Origin of the sequence: Streptomyces sp. NPDC060232 (assembly GCF_042726555.1) — a bacterium.
Taxonomy (GTDB): Bacteria; Actinomycetota; Actinomycetes; order Streptomycetales; family Streptomycetaceae; genus Streptomyces.
In genome coordinates this window covers 109,969-132,648 of sequence record NZ_JBHXAG010000020.1, presented here as the reverse complement: position 1 = coordinate 132,648, position 22,680 = coordinate 109,969, and the positions used below count along the sequence as shown (strand labels likewise).

General features: G+C 71.8%; 22 protein-coding genes. 11 read left to right on the top strand and 11 right to left on the bottom strand.

The window, feature by feature from the left end; translation table 11 throughout:
- The first annotated feature begins 1 nt into the window (after position 1).
- The gene (locus tag ACFWFZ_RS26315) at positions 2-211 is read left to right on the top strand and encodes a hypothetical protein (protein ID WP_387125440.1); all 210 of its coding nucleotides are present in this window, start codon (positions 2-4) and stop codon (positions 209-211) included.
- Between the two features lie 45 nt (positions 212-256).
- Here the strand turns inward: ACFWFZ_RS26315 and ACFWFZ_RS26310 are convergent, their stop codons facing one another.
- Complete coding sequence (locus ACFWFZ_RS26310; RefSeq protein ID WP_387125439.1) at positions 257-1,549, bottom strand: hypothetical protein; 1,293 nt, start codon at positions 1,547-1,549, stop codon at positions 257-259.
- Positions 1,550-1,947: 398 nt separating this feature from the next.
- Here ACFWFZ_RS26310 and ACFWFZ_RS26305 point away from each other — a divergent pair, with 398 nt between their 5' ends.
- Together ACFWFZ_RS26305 and aspA are read left to right on the top strand one after the other, a co-directional pair.
- Entirely contained in the window at positions 1,948-2,625 is a 678-nt protein-coding gene (locus ACFWFZ_RS26305; protein ID WP_387125458.1) for a FadR/GntR family transcriptional regulator, read from the top strand.
- A gap of 78 nt (positions 2,626-2,703) precedes the next feature.
- The gene (gene aspA / locus ACFWFZ_RS26300) at positions 2,704-4,113 is read left to right on the top strand and encodes an aspartate ammonia-lyase (RefSeq protein ID WP_387125438.1); all 1,410 of its coding nucleotides are present in this window, start codon (positions 2,704-2,706) and stop codon (positions 4,111-4,113) included.
- A gap of 238 nt (positions 4,114-4,351) precedes the next feature.
- On the opposite strand, the gene ACFWFZ_RS26295 is transcribed toward aspA, so the two are convergent.
- Positions 4,352-4,798, bottom strand: a complete 447-nt coding sequence (locus ACFWFZ_RS26295; protein WP_387125437.1) for an OsmC family protein — start codon at positions 4,796-4,798, stop codon at positions 4,352-4,354.
- A 191-nt stretch (positions 4,799-4,989) separates the two neighbouring features.
- Here ACFWFZ_RS26295 and ACFWFZ_RS26290 point away from each other — a divergent pair, with 191 nt between their 5' ends.
- Complete coding sequence (locus tag ACFWFZ_RS26290; protein WP_387125436.1) at positions 4,990-5,871, top strand: universal stress protein; 882 nt, start codon at positions 4,990-4,992, stop codon at positions 5,869-5,871.
- A 100-nt stretch (positions 5,872-5,971) separates the two neighbouring features.
- Here the strand turns inward: ACFWFZ_RS26290 and ACFWFZ_RS26285 are convergent, their stop codons facing one another.
- From ACFWFZ_RS26285 to ACFWFZ_RS26275, 3 genes are all read right to left on the bottom strand, one after another.
- The gene (locus ACFWFZ_RS26285; protein WP_387125435.1) at positions 5,972-6,934 is read right to left on the bottom strand and encodes a 1-phosphofructokinase family hexose kinase; all 963 of its coding nucleotides are present in this window, start codon (positions 6,932-6,934) and stop codon (positions 5,972-5,974) included.
- Between the two features lie 120 nt (positions 6,935-7,054).
- Positions 7,055-7,702, bottom strand: coding sequence for a CBS domain-containing protein (locus tag ACFWFZ_RS26280; RefSeq protein ID WP_387125434.1), 648 nt, complete (start codon positions 7,700-7,702; stop codon positions 7,055-7,057).
- 180 nt (positions 7,703-7,882) lie between these two features.
- Positions 7,883-9,304 carry an MBL fold metallo-hydrolase RNA specificity domain-containing protein gene (locus ACFWFZ_RS26275; protein ID WP_387125433.1) on the bottom strand — a complete coding sequence of 474 codons (1,422 nt, stop codon included), beginning with the start codon at positions 9,302-9,304 and terminating at the stop codon, positions 7,883-7,885.
- A gap of 174 nt (positions 9,305-9,478) precedes the next feature.
- Here ACFWFZ_RS26275 and ACFWFZ_RS26270 point away from each other — a divergent pair, with 174 nt between their 5' ends.
- From ACFWFZ_RS26270 to ACFWFZ_RS26255, 4 genes are all read left to right on the top strand, one after another.
- Positions 9,479-10,165: a helix-turn-helix domain-containing protein gene (locus ACFWFZ_RS26270; protein ID WP_387125432.1), complete on the top strand. Its 687-nt coding sequence runs from the start codon at positions 9,479-9,481 to the stop codon at positions 10,163-10,165.
- Positions 10,165-10,920, top strand: coding sequence for an HAD family hydrolase (locus ACFWFZ_RS26265; protein WP_387125431.1), 756 nt, complete (start codon positions 10,165-10,167; stop codon positions 10,918-10,920). Before ACFWFZ_RS26270 ends, ACFWFZ_RS26265 begins: the two co-directional genes overlap by 1 nt.
- Positions 10,917-13,316, top strand: a complete 2,400-nt coding sequence (locus ACFWFZ_RS26260) for a glycoside hydrolase family 65 protein (protein WP_387125430.1) — start codon at positions 10,917-10,919, stop codon at positions 13,314-13,316. The genes ACFWFZ_RS26265 and ACFWFZ_RS26260 overlap by 4 nt, the downstream gene beginning before the upstream one ends.
- Positions 13,317-13,426: 110 nt before the next feature.
- A complete protein-coding gene (locus ACFWFZ_RS26255) occupies positions 13,427-13,876 on the top strand; it encodes a universal stress protein (protein ID WP_387125429.1) in 450 nt (149 codons plus the stop codon).
- A 20-nt stretch (positions 13,877-13,896) separates the two neighbouring features.
- Here ACFWFZ_RS26255 and ACFWFZ_RS26250 read toward each other — a convergent pair whose 3' ends face one another.
- The 6 genes from ACFWFZ_RS26250 to ACFWFZ_RS26225 form a co-directional block, all read right to left on the bottom strand.
- On the bottom strand, positions 13,897-15,282 hold the full coding sequence (locus ACFWFZ_RS26250) for a Ni/Fe hydrogenase subunit alpha (protein WP_387125428.1): 1,386 nt from the start codon (positions 15,280-15,282) through the stop codon (positions 13,897-13,899).
- A complete protein-coding gene (locus ACFWFZ_RS26245) occupies positions 15,279-16,106 on the bottom strand; it encodes an oxidoreductase (protein WP_387125427.1) in 828 nt (275 codons plus the stop codon). Before ACFWFZ_RS26245 ends, ACFWFZ_RS26250 begins: the two co-directional genes overlap by 4 nt.
- A gap of 1 nt (position 16,107) precedes the next feature.
- The gene (locus tag ACFWFZ_RS26240; RefSeq protein WP_387125426.1) at positions 16,108-16,914 is read right to left on the bottom strand and encodes an FAD/NAD(P)-binding protein; all 807 of its coding nucleotides are present in this window, start codon (positions 16,912-16,914) and stop codon (positions 16,108-16,110) included.
- Positions 16,911-17,387 (bottom strand): cyclic nucleotide-binding domain-containing protein, encoded by a 477-nt coding sequence (locus ACFWFZ_RS26235; protein WP_387125425.1) that lies wholly within the window; start codon positions 17,385-17,387, stop codon positions 16,911-16,913. The genes ACFWFZ_RS26240 and ACFWFZ_RS26235 overlap by 4 nt, the downstream gene beginning before the upstream one ends.
- Entirely contained in the window at positions 17,384-18,553 is a 1,170-nt protein-coding gene (locus ACFWFZ_RS26230; protein WP_387125424.1) for a 4Fe-4S dicluster domain-containing protein, read from the bottom strand. The genes ACFWFZ_RS26235 and ACFWFZ_RS26230 overlap by 4 nt, the downstream gene beginning before the upstream one ends.
- 106 nt (positions 18,554-18,659) lie before the next feature.
- On the bottom strand, positions 18,660-19,238 hold the full coding sequence (locus ACFWFZ_RS26225; RefSeq protein ID WP_387125423.1) for a hydrogenase maturation protease: 579 nt from the start codon (positions 19,236-19,238) through the stop codon (positions 18,660-18,662).
- A 175-nt stretch (positions 19,239-19,413) separates the two neighbouring features.
- On the opposite strand from ACFWFZ_RS26225, the gene ACFWFZ_RS26220 reads away from it, so the two are divergent.
- From ACFWFZ_RS26220 to ACFWFZ_RS26210, 3 genes are all read left to right on the top strand, one after another.
- Entirely contained in the window at positions 19,414-19,833 is a 420-nt protein-coding gene (locus tag ACFWFZ_RS26220; protein ID WP_387125422.1) for a CBS domain-containing protein, read from the top strand.
- A gap of 110 nt (positions 19,834-19,943) precedes the next feature.
- Complete coding sequence (locus ACFWFZ_RS26215; RefSeq protein ID WP_387125421.1) at positions 19,944-20,819, top strand: universal stress protein; 876 nt, start codon at positions 19,944-19,946, stop codon at positions 20,817-20,819.
- Positions 20,820-20,925: 106 nt separating this feature from the next.
- On the top strand, positions 20,926-22,401 hold the full coding sequence (locus ACFWFZ_RS26210; RefSeq protein ID WP_387125457.1) for an AAA family ATPase: 1,476 nt from the start codon (positions 20,926-20,928) through the stop codon (positions 22,399-22,401).
- The last annotated feature ends 279 nt before the right edge of the window (positions 22,402-22,680 follow it).

The following is a 22,680-nucleotide window of genomic DNA, read 5'->3' as shown; positions in this document are numbered from 1 at the left end:
CATGCACCTGGAGTGGGCTCGGCCCGGCATCCTGCGCGCGACCGCTCATCCCTTGGAGTTCGCGGCGCTCGTGGCCGCCGCCCGCTTCGTGGCCGAGTCCGCTCCCTCCGACATTCCCGCCGAGTCGCTGGAACAGCTCAGACACGTCTTGCGCGACTACGACGCCCAGGCGCGCCGTCTGCATGACACGCCTGCCCCAGACGGGCCCTGAAGGACCCGCGCCCGCCTGAACACAACCGGCCCGACGCCGCCGGAGCTACGCGCCTTCGCCTCGCAGGGCTTCACGGTCCGGGCGCGGCGATGTCTCTTCGTCGGTCAGGCGGGCCCGCCAGCCGCTGACGTACGCGTCGGGCACGGACGCCAGGCGGGCAATCTCGGCGTCGCTGCGCCCGTCGGACCAGGCCAGGATCCGTGTCACGGTGCGGTTCCGTGCGGCGCGGAAGTCCTTCAGCATGATCTCGAGGCGTTCGACTTCCCCGGCTTCGCGGACGAGCTGCCCGTCGACGGCGGAGCGTTCCTCGGCGCGCAGCCGCCGCAGGTAGGCGTTCAGGCCCGTCAGGGCCAGGCCCTCCTCGTGCGCGGCGTTCTGGAATCCCTCGGCCAGGGCCCCCAACACGCAGTCCGGGACGTCGGCGAGGGTGGCGCCGAGGGGCTTGGCCGCCTCCCAGGTCCTCCGGCCCGCGTCCGTCGTCTCCAGCCAGATCCGGGCGTCCGTCGGAGTACGGCCGCCGCACGCCTGCGCGCGGTAGGCGTACAGGGCGGCACGGTGGCCGTAGAAGGTGAAACCGTCCTCGATCCGCCGGTCGGCGGCGCGGCACATCCGCCCCGGTACCCCGCCGTAGCCGGTGTCAGGACGGTAGTCGGCGTAGGCGTCGAGTTCCGCGTCCGTGGCCAGCTCCCAGGAGGGGTCGCACAGCTCGGGGTTCATGGCGAGGAACGCGCCGACCTCGACGCGCCAGGCAGGGGTCGGTGTCGTGCGCAGCCCGGGCCGGTGGGACCTTCCCGAGGGATCGGAGGGGTGGGTCGCGGCCTGCTCGATGTCGTCCCATGCGGTGGCGGCCTCAGCCGACCATTCCAGTTCGCCGGCCGGCCCGATCCGGTGGATCGAATCCACGAGCCGCTGCACGCCGGGCAGTATGCGCAGCGCGAGCGCGTGCAGCTCCTCTGCGGTGAAGAAGCGCCAGGAGCAGCCGCGCTGTTCGTCATGGGTCAGGTGGTCCAGCAGATGCACCACGATTCCAGGGGCCGGGAGGGTACCGTCGCCGAGCACCTTGCGGGGAAGGCCGGGGAGCCGGCCGGCGAGGTCGTCGGCCGGGGCCCGCCAGTCGGTGTCGCCGAACCAGACGGCGCCGTCGGACGCGTTCACTGCCAGCCACTGGCGGTAGCCCGCTCCCGGGCCGTAGCGCTGTTCCTGCTGCTCGGCGTGCTCGTCGTGCCATACGTACTCGGCCGGTGGCGGGTCCAGCTCCACGGCCATGAAGGCGTCGTCGGGGCGGTACCCGGGGAGGACGTGGGCCGTTCTGCCCGGCGTGCTGTCGGCGGCGGTCATGAGGGGTTTCCTCTCGGTGGAGCGTCAACCGCCGCAAACGTAGTGCGCCTGTCGGACAATAGTTTAACTTTCAGCCATCGTGGCCGACGGCCGGTTGTACCGGCAATCCTGCGTCGCGGTGGGGTCTACGCGCGTCCGGCTCGGCTTCAAGTTGGCCGTATCGCACCTGGCCTGCGCGATCGTTCAACGCACCCAGCCGCGCGAAGCCGCAGGCCGCGGAACGGCTTTGTCCTCGGAGGCTCTGGAGGCCGGACGGAAGGCGTGCACGATGCGAAACTCGCCGGGCCGGATGTTCCCGGCAAGTAGGTGTTGACACCCTGGGGCGCGCCCAGCAGGATCGCAGCGTGAACCTGTCAGACAGCCAGACAGGTGGTTCAGGGCCGCGGCGCGTCAGCGCGATGGAAGCGGTCTTCGGCCACCTGCGCAGCGCCATCGAGCGCGGCGAGTACGCAGTGGGTGACAAGCTTCCCTCGGAAGCGGAGTTGTGTCGGACCCTGGAGGTCAGCCGGCCCGTCCTGCGGGAGGCTCTCAGGGCCCTGCAGGCCATGGGGCTGACCGTCTCCAAGAGTGGCAAGGGCACGTTCGTCGTGGCGAACACGGTCGAGGACCCCACCTTTGGCGACTACGCCGCCAGCGACCTTCTTGAGGTGCGCCGGCACGTCGAGATCCCGGTCGCCGGGTACGCCGCGCTGCGCCGTACGCCGGAGGACCTCGACCATCTGGGCCATCTGCTGGACCGGATGGAGCGGGAGACCGACACCACCGCGTGGGTCGCGCTGGACACCGTCTTCCACCTGGCGGTGGCCGAAGCCTCCCGCAACCCGGTCTTCCGCCGGGTCATCGAGGAGATCCGTGACGCACTGGCGCGTCAGTCGACCTTCCTCAACGAACTGGGCGGCCGGCGCGAGCAGTCCAACTGCGAGCACCGGGCGATTCTTGAGGCGCTGGTCGACGGATCCGAGCACGACGCGGTGGAGGCCATGTCCCACCACCTCCTGAGAGTCGAGACGACCCTCACCGACATCGTGCGCCCCCGGCGCACGGCCACCCCCACGGAAGGCAACCCCGAGGCGTGAGCGAGCAGTTCCTCAAAGCCTGACGCCATCCGCTTCACCACCTGATCCACCCACCTCAGGAAGAGGACCCGCACACCCATGACCGCCGCCACCCGCAGCGAACACGACCTGCTCGGAGACCGCGACGTCCCCGCCGACGCCTACTGGGGCATCCACACCCTGCGCGCCACCGAGAACTTCCCCATCACCGGCACACCGATCTCGGCCTACCCGCACCTGATCGACGCCCTCGCCGCCGTCAAGGAGGCCGCCACCCTCGCCAACGAGGAACTCGGCCTGCTGGAGCCCGCGAAGGCCGCCGCGATCGTCACCGCCTGCCAGGAGATCCGCGGCGGGAAGCTGCACGACCAGTTCGTCGTCGACGTCATCCAGGGCGGCGCCGGCACCTCCACCAACATGAACGCCAACGAGGTCATCGCCAACCGGGCGCTGGAGCTGCTGGGCCACGCCAGGGGCGAGTACCGGCACCTGCACCCCAACGAGGACGTCAACCTCGGGCAGTCCACCAACGACGTCTACCCGACCGCCGTGCGGATCGCGACCGTCTCGGCGGTGCGCGGCCTGCTCGACGCCATGGCCGTCCTCCAGGACACCTTCGCCCGCAAGGCCACCGAGTTCCGCGACGTGCTGAAAATGGGCCGGACCCAGCTGCAGGACGCCGTACCGATGACGCTCGGGCAGGAGTTCTCCGCCTTCGCCGTCATGCTCGACGAAGACCGCAGCCGGCTCGCGGAGGCCCTCGGGCTGATCCACGAGATCAACCTCGGCGCGACCGCGATCGGCACCGGCCTCAACGCCCCCGCCGGGTACGCCGAATCGGCCCGCCGCCACCTGGCCGACATCACCGGGCTGCCGCTGGTCACCGCCGCAGACCTGGTCGAAGCCACCCAGGACTGCGGCGCGTTCGTCCAGATGTCCGGAGTGCTCAAGCGCATCGCCGTCAAGCTGTCCAAGACCTGCAATGACCTGCGCCTGCTGTCCTCCGGGCCGCGCGCGGGCCTCGGCGAGATCAACCTGCCCCCGGTGCAGGCGGGTTCGAGCATCATGCCCGGCAAGGTCAACCCGGTGATCCCCGAGGTCGTCAACCAGGTCGCCTTCGAGGTGATCGGCAACGACGTCACCATCACCATGGCCGCCGAGGCGGGGCAGCTTCAGCTCAACGCGTTCGAGCCGGTCATCCTGCACTCGCTGTCGGAGTCCATCACCCACCTGCGCGCGGCCTGCCTCACCCTCGCGGAGCGCTGCGTGAACGGCATCACCGCCAACACCGAGATGCTGCGCACGACCGTCGAGAACTCCATCGGCCTGGTGACCGCCCTGAACCCGCACATCGGGTACACGGCCGCCACCGACATCGCCAAGGAAGCCCTCGCCAGCGGCCGGGGCGTGGCCGAACTCGTCCTGGAGAGGGGCCTGCTCCCGGCCGAGACGCTCGCCGCGCTGCTGCGGCCCGAGGTGATCGCCGGAACCGGCGCGGCTGGGGCCTGACCTGCCCGGCTCCGTACCCGTCGGCTGGTGAGCGCTTACGACGCCGGACCCTCGGGCTCCGGCTGTGGCTGACGGCGGTGCGGAGGGCGGGGTGGCGGTGGCGGGCGGGATGGCAGCCGTGCCCGGCGCCGTCTCCGGCCGGACGACGGCCCGCGGCCCCTCGGCCCCGCGACGGCCGAGGGACCTGGCCTCCGGCCTCCGCCTCCCCGGGCCACAACGCGCCGTGGCGGGGGGCGGGTCACGAGGCGAGCTCGATGCCGGTGTCCGGCGGCCGCTGAAGCGTGTTGTGGACGGTGCAGTGCGAGGCGACGGCGAGAAGGCCCGCGCGCCGCTCTTCGGGCAGCTGCGGGGGCGGCACGATCACCATGCGCACCGCGGCCACCCGGGCGGGGCGGTCGGTGGCCATGACGAATTCCGCCCGCACGCCCAGACCCTCGCGCGACAGGCCGTGGCGGAGCAGGTAGCGCCCCGCGTAGAAGGCGACGCACGTGGCCAGGGACGCTGCGAACAGCTCGGTCGGCGTGGGCGCGGTGTCCGTCCCGCCCGCGTCCGTGGGCTGGTCGACACGGAGGCGGTGCCCGCGCACCGCGATTTCGTAGACGTCGCCTTCGACGTGGGCGACATCCAGCCGGTGGGCGTCCCCGGCCAGCCGCGTACCGGCCCATTCCGGTGCGGTGTCCGTCATGGCGGTACCTCCGGTTCCGGTGGGTTGTTCCCACTGTGTGCGATGCGTCGCCCGTGGGCATGGGCCCTTCGGGCAGCTGTCTGGGCCTGTTGGCCCCTCACGCCGCCGTAGCCGGAGCGTGAAGCTGGAGTCCGCGCCCGGCCGGACGCATCGTGCCGTGCCGCGTCGGCGCATCAAGGAGGAGGTACGCCATGACGCCTCAGGTCACCGCGGGTCTGGACGGATCCCGGGAGAGTTTCGCGGCGGCCGCCTGGGCCGCGCGCGAGGCGGTACTGCGCGAGGTCCCGTTGCGTCTGGTCCACGTGGAGGAGTGGCCCGTCGCGCCCGCGATCCCCTACCCGGTCGCCGCCTACGCTGCGGAGCGGTCCACGGGACTGCTCCGCGACACGGCAGAGCAGTTCCGCAAGGACCACCCGGGGCTGGAGGTGACGACCGAACAGGCGCGAGGCCGCGCCGGCCCCCTGCTCAGTGCGGCCGCGGACGAGTCGGATCTCATGGTGCTGGGCTCCCGCGGGCTCGGCGGGTTCGCGGGCTTCCTGGCCGGGTCCGTGGCACTGGCCGTCGCCCGCAGCTCCCACCGGCCGGTCGTGCTCGTACGCGCCGCCGCGGCCGAGGCCCCGGCCGCGGGAGCGACGCCCGGGCCGGATGCCGGCGAGATCCTCGTAGGAGCGGACCTCCGCCACCCCGACGCGCCCGTGCTCGCCTTCGCCTTCCAGGAGGCGGCGCGTCGGGGCGCGAGGGTTCGCGTCGTGCACGGCTGGACCCTGCCCGGTCCGGCCGCGTACGCGATCGTGGCCGATCCAGGCATCGGCGAGACGGTCGGCGGCCAGGTCGCGTCCGCCCTGGCGGAACTGGTCCGGCCTTTGCGCACAAGCTACCCGGGTGTCGAGGTCATCGAAGAGGCCCTCGTCGGAGCCGCTGGAGTCCAGCTCATCGAGGCCTCGCAGGGCGCGGAACTCGTGGTCGTGGGGCGCCGTCGCCACCCGGCGTCGCTCGGGTCCCACATCGGTCACGTCGCGCATGCCGTGATCCACCACTGCGCCGCACCGGTGGCCGTCGTTCCCTTCGGATAGGGCCGCCCCGGGATCTGCAACGTGGGCACCTGGTTCGCAGGAACCGGCACGAGGCGACCGATGCCGGAGCCCGTGTCGCGGGAATGCGGCGAGATCCCGCTCAGCCACGGGTGGCCGTCCTCACCTGCGAACGCAGGGACCGGGCCACGTCCACGTCGAAGGGTTCGGTGGTGGGGGTGAGCATCGCCGCGGCGGCCGTCGCCACCCCCAGCGCGCAGGCGGCGACGGGATCCTCGCCGGCGGCCAGCTGTGTGGTGAGGGCAGCGACCATGCTGTCTCCGGCCCCCGCATCGCTCAGGGGCTCGCCGGGCAGTGGCGGCGCGTGGAGCTCGGTGTGGCCCTGGCTGGTCGAGCACAGCGCGCCCAGCGCTCCGAGGGTGGTGACAGCGATCTCGGCGGCTCCCGTGGTGAGCAGGTGCTCGTTGAGGGCCCGGGCGTCGTCGAAGCCGCTGACGGGGTGGCCGGTCAGGCTCTCGGCCTCTGTTCGGTTGCACCTGAACAGGAACACGCCCTCTGCGAGCGCTGCCCGAAGGGCCGGCCCGGAGGTGTCCAGGATCAGCCGGGATCCGGCTTCCCTGACACGGCGGGCGACGGCCGCGTAGTAGTCGTCGGGCAAGCCGCCGGGCAGGCTGCCGCTGGCCACGACGTACGGGCGACCGCCGAGGAACCGCTCCAGCACTTCCAGGCACCGCAGTCCCTCGCGCTCGTGCAGCTGCGGGCCGGGTGGCACGATGTGGTAGCTGCGGCGCGATGCGGTCTCGAACAGCACGAGTGCTTCGCGGGTGTCGCCGTCGATGTCGACGGCGACGTGGTCGATGCCCTCTTCGTCGAGCAGCCGGTTGAGGCGCAGTCCCACCTCACCGCCGGCAGTGTGGAGAGCCGTCGCCCGTCCTCCGAACCGCACGATGTGCCGCGCGACATTGATCCCTCCGCCCCCGACGGCCACCGACCTGACCCGCGCACGGCTCTTGCCCTCGCCCTCCAGGTGTTCGACCTCCCAGCAGAGATCGATCGCGGGATTCATCGTCACGGTGACGACTGCCGGACCGGCGGCATTCGTCATCGCGCTCACCTCCGGTGGATGTCCTTCCCGACTTCCATACTGAGTCGGCCCGGTGCCTCGTGCATGCCGGCCCACGGCGGCCATGGCCCTGCCGTGGGCCGGCCTGCACGCGGTTCAGGGTCAGGTGCCCGCCTCCAGTCGGCATCGGACGTCGACGATGCCCTCGACGGACCGGGCGAGGCGGTCGGCCATGGGGATCAGGTGGTCGTCCCGGACACTGCCGGTCAGCGTGGCGATGCCGTGTGTGACAGTGACGGTGACCCCGTTGTGGGAGAGCGGAAAGAGGCGTTCGACGACGTTCTGACGGATGTCCTCGGTGAGTTCGTCGTCGGTGCGGAGGAAGACCTTGAGGAGGTCGGCGCGGCTGACGATGCCCTTGAGGGTGTCGTCGGCGTCGACGACCGGCAGCCGTTTGATGTGGCGTTCGGCCATGAGGCGGGCGGCCTGGGGGAGGGAGGCGTCGGGGCGGATCGTGACCGCCGGTGTGGTCATGAGGTTCTCGGCGCGCGTGGAGCCGGCCTTGGCGGTGTCGCCGAGGCGGCGCATCTGTTCGATCATGCCGGGGCGGTGCTCGTGGAACTCCTCCTTGGGGAGGAGGTCGGCCTCGGAGACGACGCCGACGACGCGGCCCTCGCCCTCGATGACGGGAAGAGCGGTCACCTTCCAGCGTTCGATGGCGGCGGCGATGTCCTTGAAGCCGGTGTCGGGGGTGACGGCGATGACTTTGGCGGTCATGACGTCGGCGACGGTGTACGGGGTGGAGGTCATGGCGGGGTCCTCAGCGTGCGGGGGCGAGCAGGGACTCGTGGGCTTTCCGGTGCCATCTGTTCGAGAAAGTGTTCGAGGATGCCGTGTGTGGTGCTCATGGTCTGCCTCCCACACTTCCCCTCGCTTGCGTCGGGCCGGCAGGGTCGCGCGGTACACACCGCGTGGACCGTACGGCCCAGGTCAGCGGACCAGGACGGCTTCCCCCGGTTTGGGGACGACGGCCGTCCAGCCCAGCTCGTCCGTGATACGGTCCCGCAGCGTCTCGGCCGCGCTCTCCTCGCCGTGGACGAGGTACGTGGTGTGCGGGGCGGGGGCGGTGCGCAGCCAGTCGATGATCTGATCGGCGTCGGCGTGCGCGGAGAAGTGCGGGACATCGGCGACCTCGGCGCGTACGGGGACGTACTCGCCGAACATCTTGAGAGTGCGGGCGCCGTCCACCAGGTCCCGGGCGCGGGTGCCTGCCGCGGCGAAGCCGACGATCACGACGGCGTTGCGGGGGTCGGGGAGTACCCGGCGGAGGTGGTGCAGGACGCGTCCGCCTGTGGCCATGCCGGCGGAGGAGACGATGATCGCCGGGCCGGTGCTGTTGTTGATGTCGATCGATTCCTGGACGGTGCGAGCGGCCAGGAACGGTTCCGGGCTGATCGCGGTCTCGCCGGCGGCGACGACTTCGGGGCGCAGCTCGGGTGCGCGTGACCGTACGGCGTCGCGGTAGACGTCGAGGGCGGCCAGGGCCATGGGGCTGTCGACGTAGACGGGTACGCGGCTGGGAAGGGTGCCCTCGCTGCGCAGGGCGGCGAGTTCGTGCAGGACGACCTCGGTGCGGTCGATCGCGAAGGCCGGGATCACCACCGTTCCACCGCGGGACAGGGCTCGGGTGATCACCGAGGCGAACTCGCGCTTCGCCGTCTCGTGGTCGTGGCGCCGGTTGCCGTACGTCGACTCCATGAGCAGGACGTCGGCGCCGGTGAAGGGCTCGGGCGGCAGCAGGAGCGGGTGGCCGGGACGGCCGAGGTCGCCGCTGACGGCGAGGGTGTGGCCGTCCTCCAGGGTCAGGTGGACCCAGGCGGAGCCGAGGATGTGCCCGCCGTGGTGGAGCATGAGCTTGGCCCCCGTCATGATCTCGACTTCGCTGCCGACGGGGACCGGGTCGAGGAACCGCACCGTGTGGTCGACGTCGTGATCGTCGTAGAGCGGTCTGGCGGGCCGGTGCTTGGACCAGCCGTGCCGGTTGGCGTGCTCGGCGGCCTCCATCTGCAGCTTCGCGCTGTCGCGGAGCACGATCTCGGCGAGCCGGGCCGTGTGGGCGCTGGCCAGCACGGGGCCGCGGAAGCCGTGCCGGACCAGGCGCGGAAGGTATCCGCAGTGGTCCAGATGGGCGTGGGTGACGACGACGGCGTGGATGTCGGCGGCGTCGCAGGGCAGCTTCTCCCAGTTGCGGCGCCTCAGGTCCGCGACACCCTGGAAGAGCCCGCAGTCGACGAGGATGCGGACGTGGTCGCTCTCGACGAGGAACTTGCTGCCGGTGACCGTCCGGACACCGCCGAGGAAACGCAGCAGGGCGGGACGCGCCGAAGCGGGGGAGTGGCCGGGCTGGGACATGGAAGGCGCCTTCCTGATGGACAGATGCCGTATCAACCATCGCATCGGACGGGGCGTCGGGCAGGGTCCGACCGGTACCCCTGAGGGGCCCGGACGGCCCAAGCGCGGCGGAAGGAAGCAGAGACAGCCTGGGATTGCTGCCTTCGCAGCGCCCGTTCAGGAGCAGTGATCACCATGAAGAGGATCCCGCCCAACGAGGCCGAGGCGACCGCGGGGACGTCCCGGCGTACCGACCTGGGCCGCCGCCTGGCAGCCCGCCGTGAGGCCCTCGGTCTCAGCCGCGCCGAGCTGGGCCGCAGGTGCGGTGCCGACGGCAACTACATCGCCTACCTGGAGGAGCATGCGGCCTCGCCCTCCATCGGCACCCTGGTGCGGGTCGCCGACGAACTGGGGGTCACGGTCGACGACCTGACCGGAGCGAGCGCCGAACGGGTTCGCGGCCGTTCCACCGCCCGTCGCGAGGCCGCCCTGGTGCCCCTGGGGGAGGCCGAGTGCCGGGACCTGCTGGGCACCCACGGAGTGGGTCGCATCGCGGTCTTCACCGCCGAAGGGCCGACCGTGGTGCCCGTCAACTACATGATGGCGGGAACCGACATCGCCTTCCGTACCTCCGCGGCGTCCGTCGTGGGGCGGTCGGCGGGGACGGAAGCCGGCTTCGAGATCGACAACATCGACGACGTGACCGCGAGCGGCTGGAGCGTACTGGCCGTCGGCGCACTGGAAGGGGTCACCGACCCGGACGTGCTCCGGCATCTGAACACCACGGCCCGCTCCAGCCCCTGGGCCGGCGGGGACCGTGACCGGTGGATGAGGCTCACCCCCGTCCGGGTGACCGGCCGTCGTGTGGCCCACGACTGGTGATGGACGTGCGTGCCGTTGTGTTCGACACGGACGGGGTGCTCCTGGCCTCGGCGGCCCGCCACGCCGCCGCCTGGAAGGACACCTTCGACAGCTGTCTTGCCCAATGGCCGCCGCCGGACGCCGGTGAGCCACCGCTGCCGTTCGACGTGGTCCGGGACTACCGGGATCTGGTGGACGGCCGCTCCCGACTCGACGGCGTACGCGCCTTCCTCACCGCCCGGCGTGTGCAACTGCCTCCCGGGACGCCGCAGGATCCGCCGGGATGCACCTCGGTGTACGCGCTGGCCGCCCGCAAGGAGGCGGTCTTCTCGCAGATGGTGCGGAACGAAGGGGTAAAGGCCTTTGACGACGTTCGGCCCGTGCTGCGGCGGCTCCGCGCGATGAGGGTCGGATGCGCGGCGGTCTCGGCATCGAAACACGCCCGCTCCCTCCTCAGGGCCGCGGACCTCATCAGGTGCTTCGACGCCCTCGTGGACGGCCAGGACATGGACGCGCTCGCCCTCCCCGGCAAACCCGACCCCGCTCTCTTCCTCGAAGCGGCGGACCGGCTCGGAGCCGGCCCCGATCACACCGCCGTGGTGGAAGACGCACTCGTGGGCGTGGAAGCGGGACGGCGGGCCGACTTCGCCCTGGTCGTGGGCCTGTGCCGGGAGGACGACCCGCAGACGGCGGACGCGCTGCTCGCGCACGGCGCCCACCTCGTCCTGAAAAGCCTCGACGCCCTTCCGGCCGCGCTGCACGGACACCGGCCGTGAACGAGTCATGGCGCTGGGAGTACCAGCGCTACGACCCCAAGACCGAGCGGCTGGTCGAAGCCCTGTCCACCCTGGGCAACGGCCGCTTCGCCACACGCGGGTCAGCTCCCGAGACCACGGCTGACGACATCCACTACCCGGCCACCTACCTCGCCGGCTGCTACGACCGGCTCACCTCCACCGTCGCCGGACGCACGGTCTCCAACGAGGACATGGTCCGGCTGCCGGACTGGACCGCCCTGCGCTACCGCTGCCTGCCGGACGGCGCGCCTCCGGGCGACTGGCTCACCCCGGATCACCCGGCCCTGCGCCACTACCGGGTCTCACTCGACCTGCACACCGGAACGCTCACCCGGCGCATGCTCTTCCTCGACGCCGAGGGCCGCCGCCTGGGTGTGACCCACACCCGACTCGTCCACATGGGAGATCCACACCTGGCCGCGCAACGCACCGTCTTTCGCGCGTACGGCTGGAACGGACGGCTGGAGGTCGCCTCCGTGCTCGACGGCGACGTCGTCAACGCGGGTGTGGACCGCTATCGCGCGCTGGCCGGGCGCCACATGGTGGCACACCGGGCAGGAGTGGAGGCGGAAGGCATCGCCTGGCTGGCCTGCACCACAGCGGTCTCCCGCATCCGGATCGGGTTCGCCGTACGCACATCGATGAAACCTCTGGCGGCCGTCGACCGGACCTGCACGGCAACCGCCACACGGCAGGTCTTCGTCGTGCCGATCAGGCGGGGGCAGCCGGTCGCCGTCGTGAAGACCGCAGCCCTGTTCACCTCGCTCGACCGCCCCCTGTCCGACCCCGTACGCAGCAGTGTCGAGCGGGCCGGTCGGGCCCCGGCCTTCCCGGCCCTGCTGGCCGTGCACGGTGCGGCGTGGCAGCGGATCTGGGCCGAAGGCGGGGTGAGGGCGAAAGGGCAGAGCGGCAGGATCCTGCGGCTGCACGCCTTCCACGTACTGCAGACCCTCTCGCCGCACACGGCGGAGCTCGATGCCGGAGTCCCCGCCCGCGGTTTGCACGGAGAGGCGTACCGGGGCCACGTCTTCTGGGACGAGCTGTTCGTCCTGCCCTACTTCGCCCTCCACTTCCCCGAAACCGCCCGTGCCCTGCTGATGTACCGGCACCGGCGGCTGCCCGCGGCCCGGGACGCGGCGCGCCGGGGCGGAGCCGCCGGGGCGATGTTTCCTTGGCAGAGCGGCAGTTCCGGCGCCGAGGAGACGCAGCGGCTGCATCTCAATCCCCGCTCAGGCCGCTGGCTGCCCGACCACTCCCACCTTCAGCGCCACGTGGGCTCGGCCGTCGCCTGGAACGTCTGGCAGTACGGCCTCGCCACCGGCGACGCCGGGTTCATGCACGGACCGGGAGCCGAACTCCTCTTCCACATCGCCCACTTCTGGGCGGGTGCCGCGACCTGGGACGCCGGCCTCGGCCGCTACCGGATCCGTGGGGTCGTCGGTCCGGACGAATACCATGACGCCTACCCCGACGCCACGGCGCCCGGCATCGACGACAACGCCTACACCAACGTCACCGCGGCCTGGGTGCTCGCCCGCGCCCTCGACCTGTACGAGGTGCTTCCGGCCTTCCGGCGGGCCGAGCTGCTCGCACAGCTGGGGCTCGACGCGGACGGGCTCGGCGGATGGGAGGAGGTCTCGCGCCTGATGTACGTGCCCTTCCACCGCGACGTGATCAGCCAGTTCCACGGCTACGGTGATCTCGCCGAACTCGACTGGGACCACTACCGCGCCCGCTACCACGACATCCGGCGCCTGGACCGCATCCTGGAGGCCGAGGGCGACACGCCCAACCGCTACCAGGCCTCCAAGCAGGCCGACACCCTCATGCTCGGCTACCTCTTCCGTCCCGCGGACCTCATCCGCCTGTTCTCCCGGCTCGGCTACCAGCTGGACGACGAGCTGTGGGCACGGACGGTGGGCTACTACCTGCGGCGGACCTGTCACGGTTCGACCCTCAGCAGCCTTGTCCACGGCTGGGTGCTCGGCCGGCGGCAGGGCTCGGACGCATGGCGGTACTGCCAGGAAGCCCTCCTCGGCGACATCACCGACATCCAGGGCGGAACCACCGGCGAAGGCATCCACCTCGGTGCGATGGCCGGCACCCTCGACCTCGTCGAACGCGGCATCGTGGGGCTCGAACCCGGCGCCGACGGTCTGCACATCGACCCCCTGCCGATCTCCGAGATCCCCGGCTCCGCGTTCTCGGTCTGCTATCTCGGGCACCGGGACATCCGCATCCGGTTCCGGCCCGGCAGGCTGGGCGTCCGGGTTCCTGCCTCCGTCCTCGGGCCGGTGCCGCTGATCCTTCCCGGCGATCGGCGGGTGCAGGTCGCCGCAGGTCACGAGCGGTGGTTCCGCCTACCCGCCGGATGAGCCGTCCGATCGCGTCCAACCGACGCCCTGCACGTCCTTCGGCCTCCTCGCGTGGCGGCACGGCCGCGCTTCGCACACGCTGGAAGGGAGAGCACCGGAGGGATCAGAGCATGGACACGCAGCCTGAGGTTCCGCGGATCGTGGTGGGCGTCGACGGGTCGGCCTCGTCCCAGACCGCGCTGCGCTGGGCGGTGCGGTACGCCGCTCTCGTCGGAGGCAGGGTCGAGGCGGTGACCGCCTGGGAGGTACCCGGGGAGGCCTCGTGGTCGGCGCCGGCCGTCGACTCCGACTTCGACGAGGAAGAGGCGCAGCGGCTGCTGGTCGAGGAGGTGCGGGCCGTGCTCGGCGAAGACGGCGCCTCCCAGGTGCACGAACGGCTGGTGCACGGACACCCGGCAGACGTCCTGGTGGACGCGGCCGCGGAGGCCGACATGCTGGTGGTCGGCAGCCGAGGCCGCGGCGGCTTCCGCCGGGCCCTCCTGGGCTCGGTGAGCCAGCAGGTGGCCCTTCACGCTCCCTGCCCGGTCACCATCGTCCGGCCGGACGTGCCCGTCGGGTAGGGGAGTCCGTCTCGTCCGTCTCACTGCTTCGCCCCATGCGCGCGGCGGATGTCCAGCTCCAGGAAATGGGCGGAGCAGGAGATGCACGGATCGTGGTTGCGCACGGCCCGCTCGCACACCCCCGTCAGCTCCTCATCGGTGCTCTCTCCGCGGTCGAGGCACGCCTGGACCGTCCGGCGCAGATCCTCCTCGATGGCGCCCTGGTTCTGCGCGGTCGGCGGAACGAGCCGCGCGTCGGTGATGCGGCCGGAGCCGTCCAGCACGTAGCGGTGGTAGAGGAGGCCCCGCGGGGCCTCCGTGGCGCCGTGCCCGGTACCGGCACGGGCCGGCACCTCCAGGTACGGGTGCTCCGGCGGCTCGTAGGCGTCGATGATCCGGAGCGCCTCCTCGACGGCGTAGAGCACCTCCACGGCGCGTACGAGGATCCCGCGGTAGGGGTTCCGGCAGACCGTGCCGTCGGCGGTGCCTGCCGTCCCCGGCTGGAGCGGGGGCGCCCCCAGCCCTGCTTCCCGGGCCGCTTCGAGCGCCATCGGGGAGAGCAGGTGCCCGTTGACGGCCCAGCGGGCGAGCGAGCCGGTGAGATGCCTGCGGCCGTCCAGCCGGGAGTGCAGGGCCGAGGAGTGCGCGACCTGGCTCTCCGAGACGTGGTCGCTGAAATCGCGCAGAGGGAAACTGCGCGGCCGGAGCCGCTCGCCGTACGGCAGGGCGGTCGGGACACCGGACTCGATGGCGTAGGTACCGGTCTCGGCGAGGGCGAACAGGTCGGCGTCGCACTCGGCCTCGGGGAACTCGAACCCGGCCACCCAGCGCAGTGTGTCCCAGGCGTCGTCGAGGGCGGGGCGCAGCCGCTCCGCCAAGGGCCGGAGCTGGGCACGCGTGGGCGTGCGGTGGAAGCCGCCGAGGCGGACGTTGACGGGGTGGATGGCCCGCCCTCCGAGCACTTCGACCACCGCGTTGCCGGCCTGCTTCAGGCGCAGTCCGCGTGCGACGTGCTCCCGGTGGGTGCGGGACAGTCCGATCACGTCGTGGTGGCCCAGGAAGTCGGGCGCGTGCAGCATGTGGATGTGCAGGGTCTGGCTCTCGATCCACTCGCCGCAGTACAGCAGACGACGCAGGGCCGCCAGCTGTCCGTCGACGGTGACGCCGCACGCGTCCTCGATGGCCCTGCAGGCGCTCATCTGGTAGGCGACGGGGCAGATCCCGCAGATGCGGGAGGTGAGATCGGGGGGTTCGGTGTGTGCTCTCCCGCGCAGGAAGGCCTCGAAGAATCGTGGCGGCTCGTAGATCGCCAGGTGTGCCTCGGTGACAGTGCCGTCCTGGACCCGCAGGCGGAGCGCGGTTTCGCCCTCGACCCGGGTGACGGCGGGAATGCGCAGGACCCGGGACGCGGGCACGGGCTCCTTCACTCGGTGCCTTCCTCGCCCGTGACGCCTGGGCCTTGTCTCTCCACGGCGGTGAAGGCCGTCACGTTGTAGGTGTGCAGGAACCGGTCGGTGTCCTCGTCGCTCATCCCGTCCCGGCGCAGGAGGGGGATGAGCGCGGGCAGGTTGGTCGTGCCGGCCGGTCCGAAGCAGCCGTAGCAGCCGCGGCCGTAGGTGGGGCAGAGGGCTCCACAGCCCGCGTGGGTGACGGGCCCGAGGCAGGGCGTTCCGTGGGCGACGGTGACGCAGACGTTGCCGCGTCGCTTGCAGGCGAAGCAGACGCTGTGGTTCGGGATGTCCGGCTTGCGTCCGGAGAGGAAGGCGGTGACGACCTCCACGAGCTGCCCGCGGTCGATGGGGCAGCCGCGCAGTTCGAAGTCGACGCGCACGTGGGCGGAGATCGGCGTGGACGTGGCGAGGGTGGCGATGTACTCGGGGTGGGCGTAGACGGTGGCGAGGTACTCCTCGACGTCGGCGTAGTTGCGCAGTGCCTGGACGCCACCGGCGGTGGCGCACGCGCCGATGGTCACGAGATGGCGGGACTCGGCGCGGATGCGGCGGATCCGGTCCAGGTGTTCGGGAGTGCTGACCGAGCCCTCGACGAGCGCGAGGTCGTACGGCCCCGGAGACGTATCGCTGGACGCCTCCGCGAAGTGTGCGATGTCGAGTTCGGCGGCGATGGCGAGCAACTCGTCCTCGCAGTCGAGCAGGGTGAGCTGGCAGCCGTCGCACGAGGCGAACTTGAAGACACCGAGGCGCGGACGGGCGGAGGGACGGGCGGCGTGCGCGGGTGGGTCAGGGGGGTGCATCTCACAGCTCCCGGACGGTGAGCAGGGGTTCGGCCCGGTCGTAGCCGACCACCGGGCCGTCGCGGCAGAGCAGCAGCGGGCCGAGCTGGCAGTGCCCGCAGTGCCCGGTCGCACAGCGCATGTTGCGTTCGAGGGACACCTGGATGCGTGCGGCGTCCACGCCCCGGTGCACCAGGGTGCGCGCCGTGGCCCGGATCATGACCTCCGGGCCGCAGACGAAGGCGGTCGTGTCCAGGGGCGTGAAGCGGGCTTCGTCGATCAGGCCGGTGACGATTCCGACCCGGCCCGTCCAGCCGGCCGAGGGCCGGTCGACGGTGATCTGCGCGAACGGGCTCCGCCAGGAGGGGATTTCCTCCGGGTACAGCAGGTCGTCGGGGCTTCGGGCACCGGCGAGGACGTTGAGCCGTGCGTACGCTTCCGGCTCGGACAGTACGGTCTCGATCAGGGGTCTCAGCGGGGCGAGACCGATGCCGCCGGCGACGACGAGCACATCACGGCCGTGCGCAGCCGCCGTGTCCCACCCGGTGCCGAACGGGCCGCGGACTCCGACGGGGGCTCCGGGCCCGAGGCCGCAGATCGCCCGCGAGACCGCACCGACGGCCCGTACCGTGTGGGCCAGCCGGCCGCCGTCGAGGATCCGGGACACGGATACGGGGATCTCCCCCACGCCGAACGCGTACACCATCGCGAACTGCCCCGGTGCGAAGGGGGCGAGGGGCTCGCCGGAGGGTTCGAGCGTGAGGGTGACCGTGTCGCGTGTCTCCTCCCGCCGGTCCGCCACACGGTAGGCGAGCGGTGTCAGGGTCATGAGGCGGGTCCGTTCGCCGGCGGCCCGTACAGGTCGAGCAGCCGGGTGCGCGTGGCCCTGAGCCGCTCTCCGATGGTCTCCGCGACGAGGGTGACCAGGGCCAGACCCAGCGCGGGCCGCTCGGCGCACAGGGCGCGTACCGCGGCGGCGTCGAACTGCCAGGCGCGGACGGCCTCCCGGGTCTCGGCGCCCAGGTGCCACTGCCGTGGCGGGCACAGCCATGACCAGCCGAGCAGGCCGTCCGCGCCGATCGTCTCGACGATCGCGCGGCCCCGGCCGGGGATCTGGATGTCGAGGGCGACGGTTCCCGAGCAGAGGATCCAGAAGCGGTCCGCTTCCTCGCCCTCCTCGAAGACGCGTGTGCCGGCCGGCAGGACGACGGTGCGGGCGAGGGACCTCAGCGGCTCGCGCTCACCCGCCGGCAGAGCGGCGAGCAGTCGGGTGCCGCAGGGGCGCCCGTCAGTCGTGGTCACGGCGCGTCCTTTCTCTCCTGGACTTCCAGGTGGAGGGCGTGGGCCTCCTCGGTGAGGTCGATGCCGGTGGGGCACCAGACGATGCAGCGGCCGCAGCCGACGCAGCCGGAGCTGTCGAACTGGTCGTGCCAGGTGCCGAGCTTGTGGGTGAGCCACTGGCGGTAGCGGCTGCGGGGGGTGGCCCGGACGGGACCACCGTGCAGGAGCGAGAAGTCCAGGTCGTAGCAGGAGTCCCAGCGGCGCCACCGCTCTGCGTGGTCGCCGGTCAGGTCGGTGATGTCCTCGGTGGTCGTGCAGAAGCAGGTCGGACAGACCATGGTGCAGTTGCCGCAGCTCAGGCACCGGGCCGTGACGTCGTCCCAGCGGTCCGCCTCCAGGGTGTCCCGCATCAGCGTGCGCAGGTCCACCGGCGGCATGGACCGGCCCATACGGTCGGCGGCCTCGCGCACTCCCAGGACGGCAGCGGTCCGGGTCGCGTCGTCGGCGGCGCGGCACGGGAGTTCCGCGAGGACGGCGGCTCCCTCTTCGGTCCCGCTCCGGCACAGGAAGCGGTGACCGTCGTCGTTCACCACCTCGGTGAGGGCGAGGTCGTACCCGGCGTCCGCGGCCGGCCCCGTACCCATCGAGACGCAGAAGCAGGTGGCACCCGGCTCGGTGCACTCGACCACGATCAGGAAGGCGCCCGTCCGCCGGGACAGGTAGGCCGGATCGCGATACCGGCCACCGGACATGACCCGGTCCAGGATCCGGATGGCGCGCAGATCGCAGGGCCGCACGCCGAGGAACGCGTAGGAGACCTCCTCCGGCCTCTCCTCGCGCACGGTCAGTTCGCCGCCGGGCCCACGGTCCGCGGACCACTGGCGGACCCGCTCGGGGTGCAGGAACGACTTCCACGACTGGGGCCCCGCACTGTGAGAGAACGCGGCCCCGTCGTCGCGCCGGCGGAGCCGGTACGTACCCGCTTCCAACTCCACCCCCCACCCGTAGGGCAGTGCGGCGGCTGAGTCCAGCTCGTCGAGAACGATCGCACCGTCCCGTACGGTCGGGCCGATCACCGTACGGCCACGGCGCTGCAGGGCCGCCACGAGCTCGGCCAGACCGCTGCGGTCGAGCACTGCCTCACTCCCGCCGTCGTGGGGTCGGCGGCTCTCCTCGGGGCTGGTCATGGTCTGCCTCCCGTCCGTGCCCCGCACCGACGTGGGGCAGGGTGCATACGACGGCCTCGACCGCCCGAGGGGAGGCCGTACCGCGGGACTGCTCACGGCCAGGGTGTCAGGCGGGTGGCCGGCGGTCGGTGACCGTCGTCCGGCGAGTCCCGTTCGGTGGCTCGGCTTTCCCGGCGCGGGCGTCGTCCGCGGGCATGCCGTGGCGTTCGATGTCGGCGGTGATCCGTCGGAGCAGTCGCGGTACCGTGCGCGCCACTGCGGCGGTCATGCCCAGTCCCTGCGAAAGATCCGCTCCCTCGACCGCGTACACGATCAGGCGACGGGGGGTGCGGCCGAGTGCGCGGCCCAGGTCCAGCGCTTCGGCGAAGCCGAGCCCGTGGGTGCTGTGTCTCGCGGAAACGGTCGTACCCGGCCCGTCGCCCGCGGCGTCGTCCCACCGATGTGTGCGTCCCGGCTCCGCGGCGGGCGGAGAACAGGCATCCACGACGATGGCCAGGTCGGCGTCCTCCCACAGTGCGATCAGGCGCCCGGGATCGCCGTCGCACTGTGCGACGACGACACCCGCGGGCAGCCGGCCCTCCTCGGCCCGACGCTTCAACAGGCCGGCCACGATCCATCCGACACCGTCGTCACGGCGGAACTCATTGCCCATGCCGATGACCACGGTCCGGCTGATGGCTTCCATCGGATCCTGGTTCCCCTTCCGCGCTCGGCCGTCGGCTGCCTCCCGCAAGGCTCGCACCGCAGGCGTGTGGCGACGGTCGGCCCACGCCCGGTGGCCCGCGTCCAGACCCGTACGTCCGACGCGCAAGGGGGCGCGGCGGCCGCCAGACTGAACAGGGGGAGCTGAGGAGAAGGCCATGAAAACAGCACGCGAGATCATGCATGCCGGTGCTTCCTGCGTCCAGGAGACGGAGACGCTCATGGACGCCGCGCGCCGAATGGGTGAGCTGGACGTCGGAGCACTGCCCATCTGCGGCCCGGACGACCGACTGCACGGCATCATCACCGACCGTGACATCGTGATCAAATGCCTGGCCAAGGGAAAGGACCCGAGCCACATGACGGCGGGGCAGCTCGCCCAGGGCAAGCCCGTGACGGTCGACGCCGACGCGGGAGCGGACCAGGTCCTGGCCACGATGCAGGACCATCACATCCGGCGCGTCCCCGTCATCGCGGACCACCGCCTCGTGGGCATGATCAGTGAAGCCGATCTCGCTCGGCATCTCTCCGACGACCAGGTGGGCCACTTCGTCGAGGCCATCTGCGCCAGCCGCTGATCCAGGACGCCTTCGGCTCGGCGAGCGCCGCCGCCACGGTGCGCCTGCGAGCCCGGGACGGGGCATCCGTGATGTCATCCCAGGGGGTCGAGCGAGAGGAAGCTGACGCCATGGACCCGGTCGTGACCGTGGGCCTCGACGGCTCTGCGGAGAGCCTGGCCGCTGCCCGCTGGGGCGCTGATGAGGCCCAAAGACGTAGGCTCACACTGCGTCTCCTGCACGCCTGGCCCCTGCTGGCGCCGGATCCGCCACACGTCTCCTCGGCTTTCGACCAGAACTACTGGGCGAAGAAGCTCGTGCACACGGCACGGGCAGAGATCCAGGCGACGCACCCGGGACTGACGGTCATCGGTGAGCTCGTCGCCGAAGACGCCCAGGACGCACTCCTGCGTGTGGCAGCCGAGTCCGAGCTGACGGTGCTCGGTTCGCGGGGCCTGGAGTTCGTCGAGAGCTATTTCCTCGGTGCCATCAGTACGGCCGTCGTGGGCCGCGCCGAGCGTCCCGTGGTCCTGGTCCGGGCGGGCACACGTGAGGCCGCGCAGCCACCCCCGCCCGGTAGCGCCGGCGGCGTGGTGGTGGCGTTGAAACTGGGCGGCCCGTGCGACGATCTGCTGGCGTTCGCGTTCGAAGCGGCGGCGGCGCGTGGCGTGCCGCTTCGGGCCGTACACGGCGAATCCCTTCCCCTGCACGCCCACACGCCCTGGGGCGCCGACCACGAAGTGACCCGTGAGATCGAGCGCGAGGCCAGGACGAGGCTGAATCTGGCCCTCCAGCGGTGGCGTGTGGAGTATCCGCATCTCGACGTCGTCGAGAGCGTCACCCTCGAGAGCCCGGCGAGGGCCGTGACGAGGGCTGCCGAGGACGCCGGAGTGCTGGTCGTCGGCCGACGCAGGAACCGTCCACCCCTGGCACCCCGCCTGGGGCCCGTCGCCCAGGCCGCCCTTCATCACGCACGCTGCCCCGTGGCGGTTGTTCCCCATGACTGAGCCCGGCACCGACTCCGTGGGGTCGCGACGGACCGCGTACCCGCCCGACGCGTCGGCGCTGCGGACGGGCACCGGCGACGAGGCCCCTCCGCCACTGCGGGCGGAGGTGTGCGAGACCCATACGGCGGTGGTCCTCTTCATGGGAGACCGCGCCTACAAGATCAAGAAGCCGGTCGACCTGGGCTTCCTGGACTACAGCACCGTGGCCGCCCGCCGAAGCATCTGCGAACGGGAAGTCGAGCTCAACCGGCGGTTCGCGCCGGACGTCTACCTCGGAGTCGGTGAGTTCAGGAGCCCCGGAGCAGAGGAGCCCGAACCGGTCGTCGTCATGCGCAGGATGCCGACCGGCCGCCGGCTCTCGGCGCTCGTCGCCGAGGGCGCGGACGTCGACCGCTTCCTCGATGCCGTCGCCCGTCGGCTCGCCGCGCACCACGCGGGTGCGGCCCGGGGCCCGGACGTGGACGCACAAGGCACCAGGGACGCGCTGTCATCGCGTTGGGAAGCCGGCTTCGCGCAGGTACACACGCTGGTCGACGCCCAGCACCTCCCCGACGGTCTGGCCGAGACCGAGCGACTCGTACGCCGCTACCTCAGCGGACGGGAGCGGTTGTTCGACTCCCGCATCGGGCAGGGCCGGATCGTCGACGGCCACGGAGACCTGCTCGCCGACGACATCTTCTGCCTCGACGACGGACCCCGCATCCTCGACTGCCTCGAATTCGACGACCACCTGCGCTACGTCGACGGTCTCGACGACGCAGCGTTCCTCGCCATGGACCTGGAGCATCTCGGGGCTCCCGAGGCCGCTTCGTACTTCCTCTCCCGGTACGGCGAGTACTCCGGTGACCCGGCACCGCCTTCCCTGCGACACCACTACGTCGCCTATCGCGCCTTCGTGCGGGCCAAGGTGTCCCTGATCCAGGCCGGACAGGGTGCGCCGGGTGCGGACTCGGCGGCGCGACGACTGGTATCGGTCGCCCTGCGGCACCTGCGTACCTCAGCCGTCGGCCTCACCCTCGTCGGCGGAATTCCGGGCAGCGGGAAGTCCACCCTCTCCGGCGCCCTGGCCGACCGCCTCGGCGTGACACTGCTCAGCAGCGACCGGATGCGCAAGGAGCTCGCGGGCATTCCGGCGGAACAGCCGGCGCCGGCCGGCTACGGCGAGGGCCTGTACACACCGGAACGGACGGCCGACGCGTATGCGGCACTCCTCGACCGCGCGTCGAGGCTGCTGGCCACCGGCGAATCGGTCGTGCTCGACGCCACCTGGACCGATGCGGGACAGCGTGAAGCCGCCGTCCGCGTGGCCGACCAAGCCCACGCCGACCTCGTGGCACTGCACTGCGAGGCTCCCGGGCAGGTGTCGGAGGCCCGGATCGAGGGCCGCGCCGAGGGCCCGTCCGATGCCGACGTGGCCGTCGCCAGAGCCATGGCCGCCCGAGAAGCCCCATGGCGCGAAGCAGTCGCGATCGATACGAGCGGGCCTCTCGAATCCGCAGTCGTCCAGGCGCTGGCAGCCGTCCGCCCGTGGGGAACCAGCCAGGCACCGGTCTTCCGCCGCCCCTACATGGAGCCGGAGTGAAACCACCGCGCCGGGACCATCGGCCCCCGCAGAAGGGGCCCGGTCGGCCCTGGGCGACGGGCCCCCTCGGCACTGCGGACAGCGCACCCCGCGGAGTGATCGTGGAGCCCGGACGCAGAACCGGCGCCGCTTCCCGAAGAGGGTGACCACGATGCAGCGCAGACGGATCCGGACCCGGCCGAAGCAGCCCCGCAGGCCTGCCCCGCTGGACCTGCGTACGCCCTCCGGCCGCCCGCTGCCGTACTGAACACCGCCTTTCGAGAAAGGCCCCGGATCGTC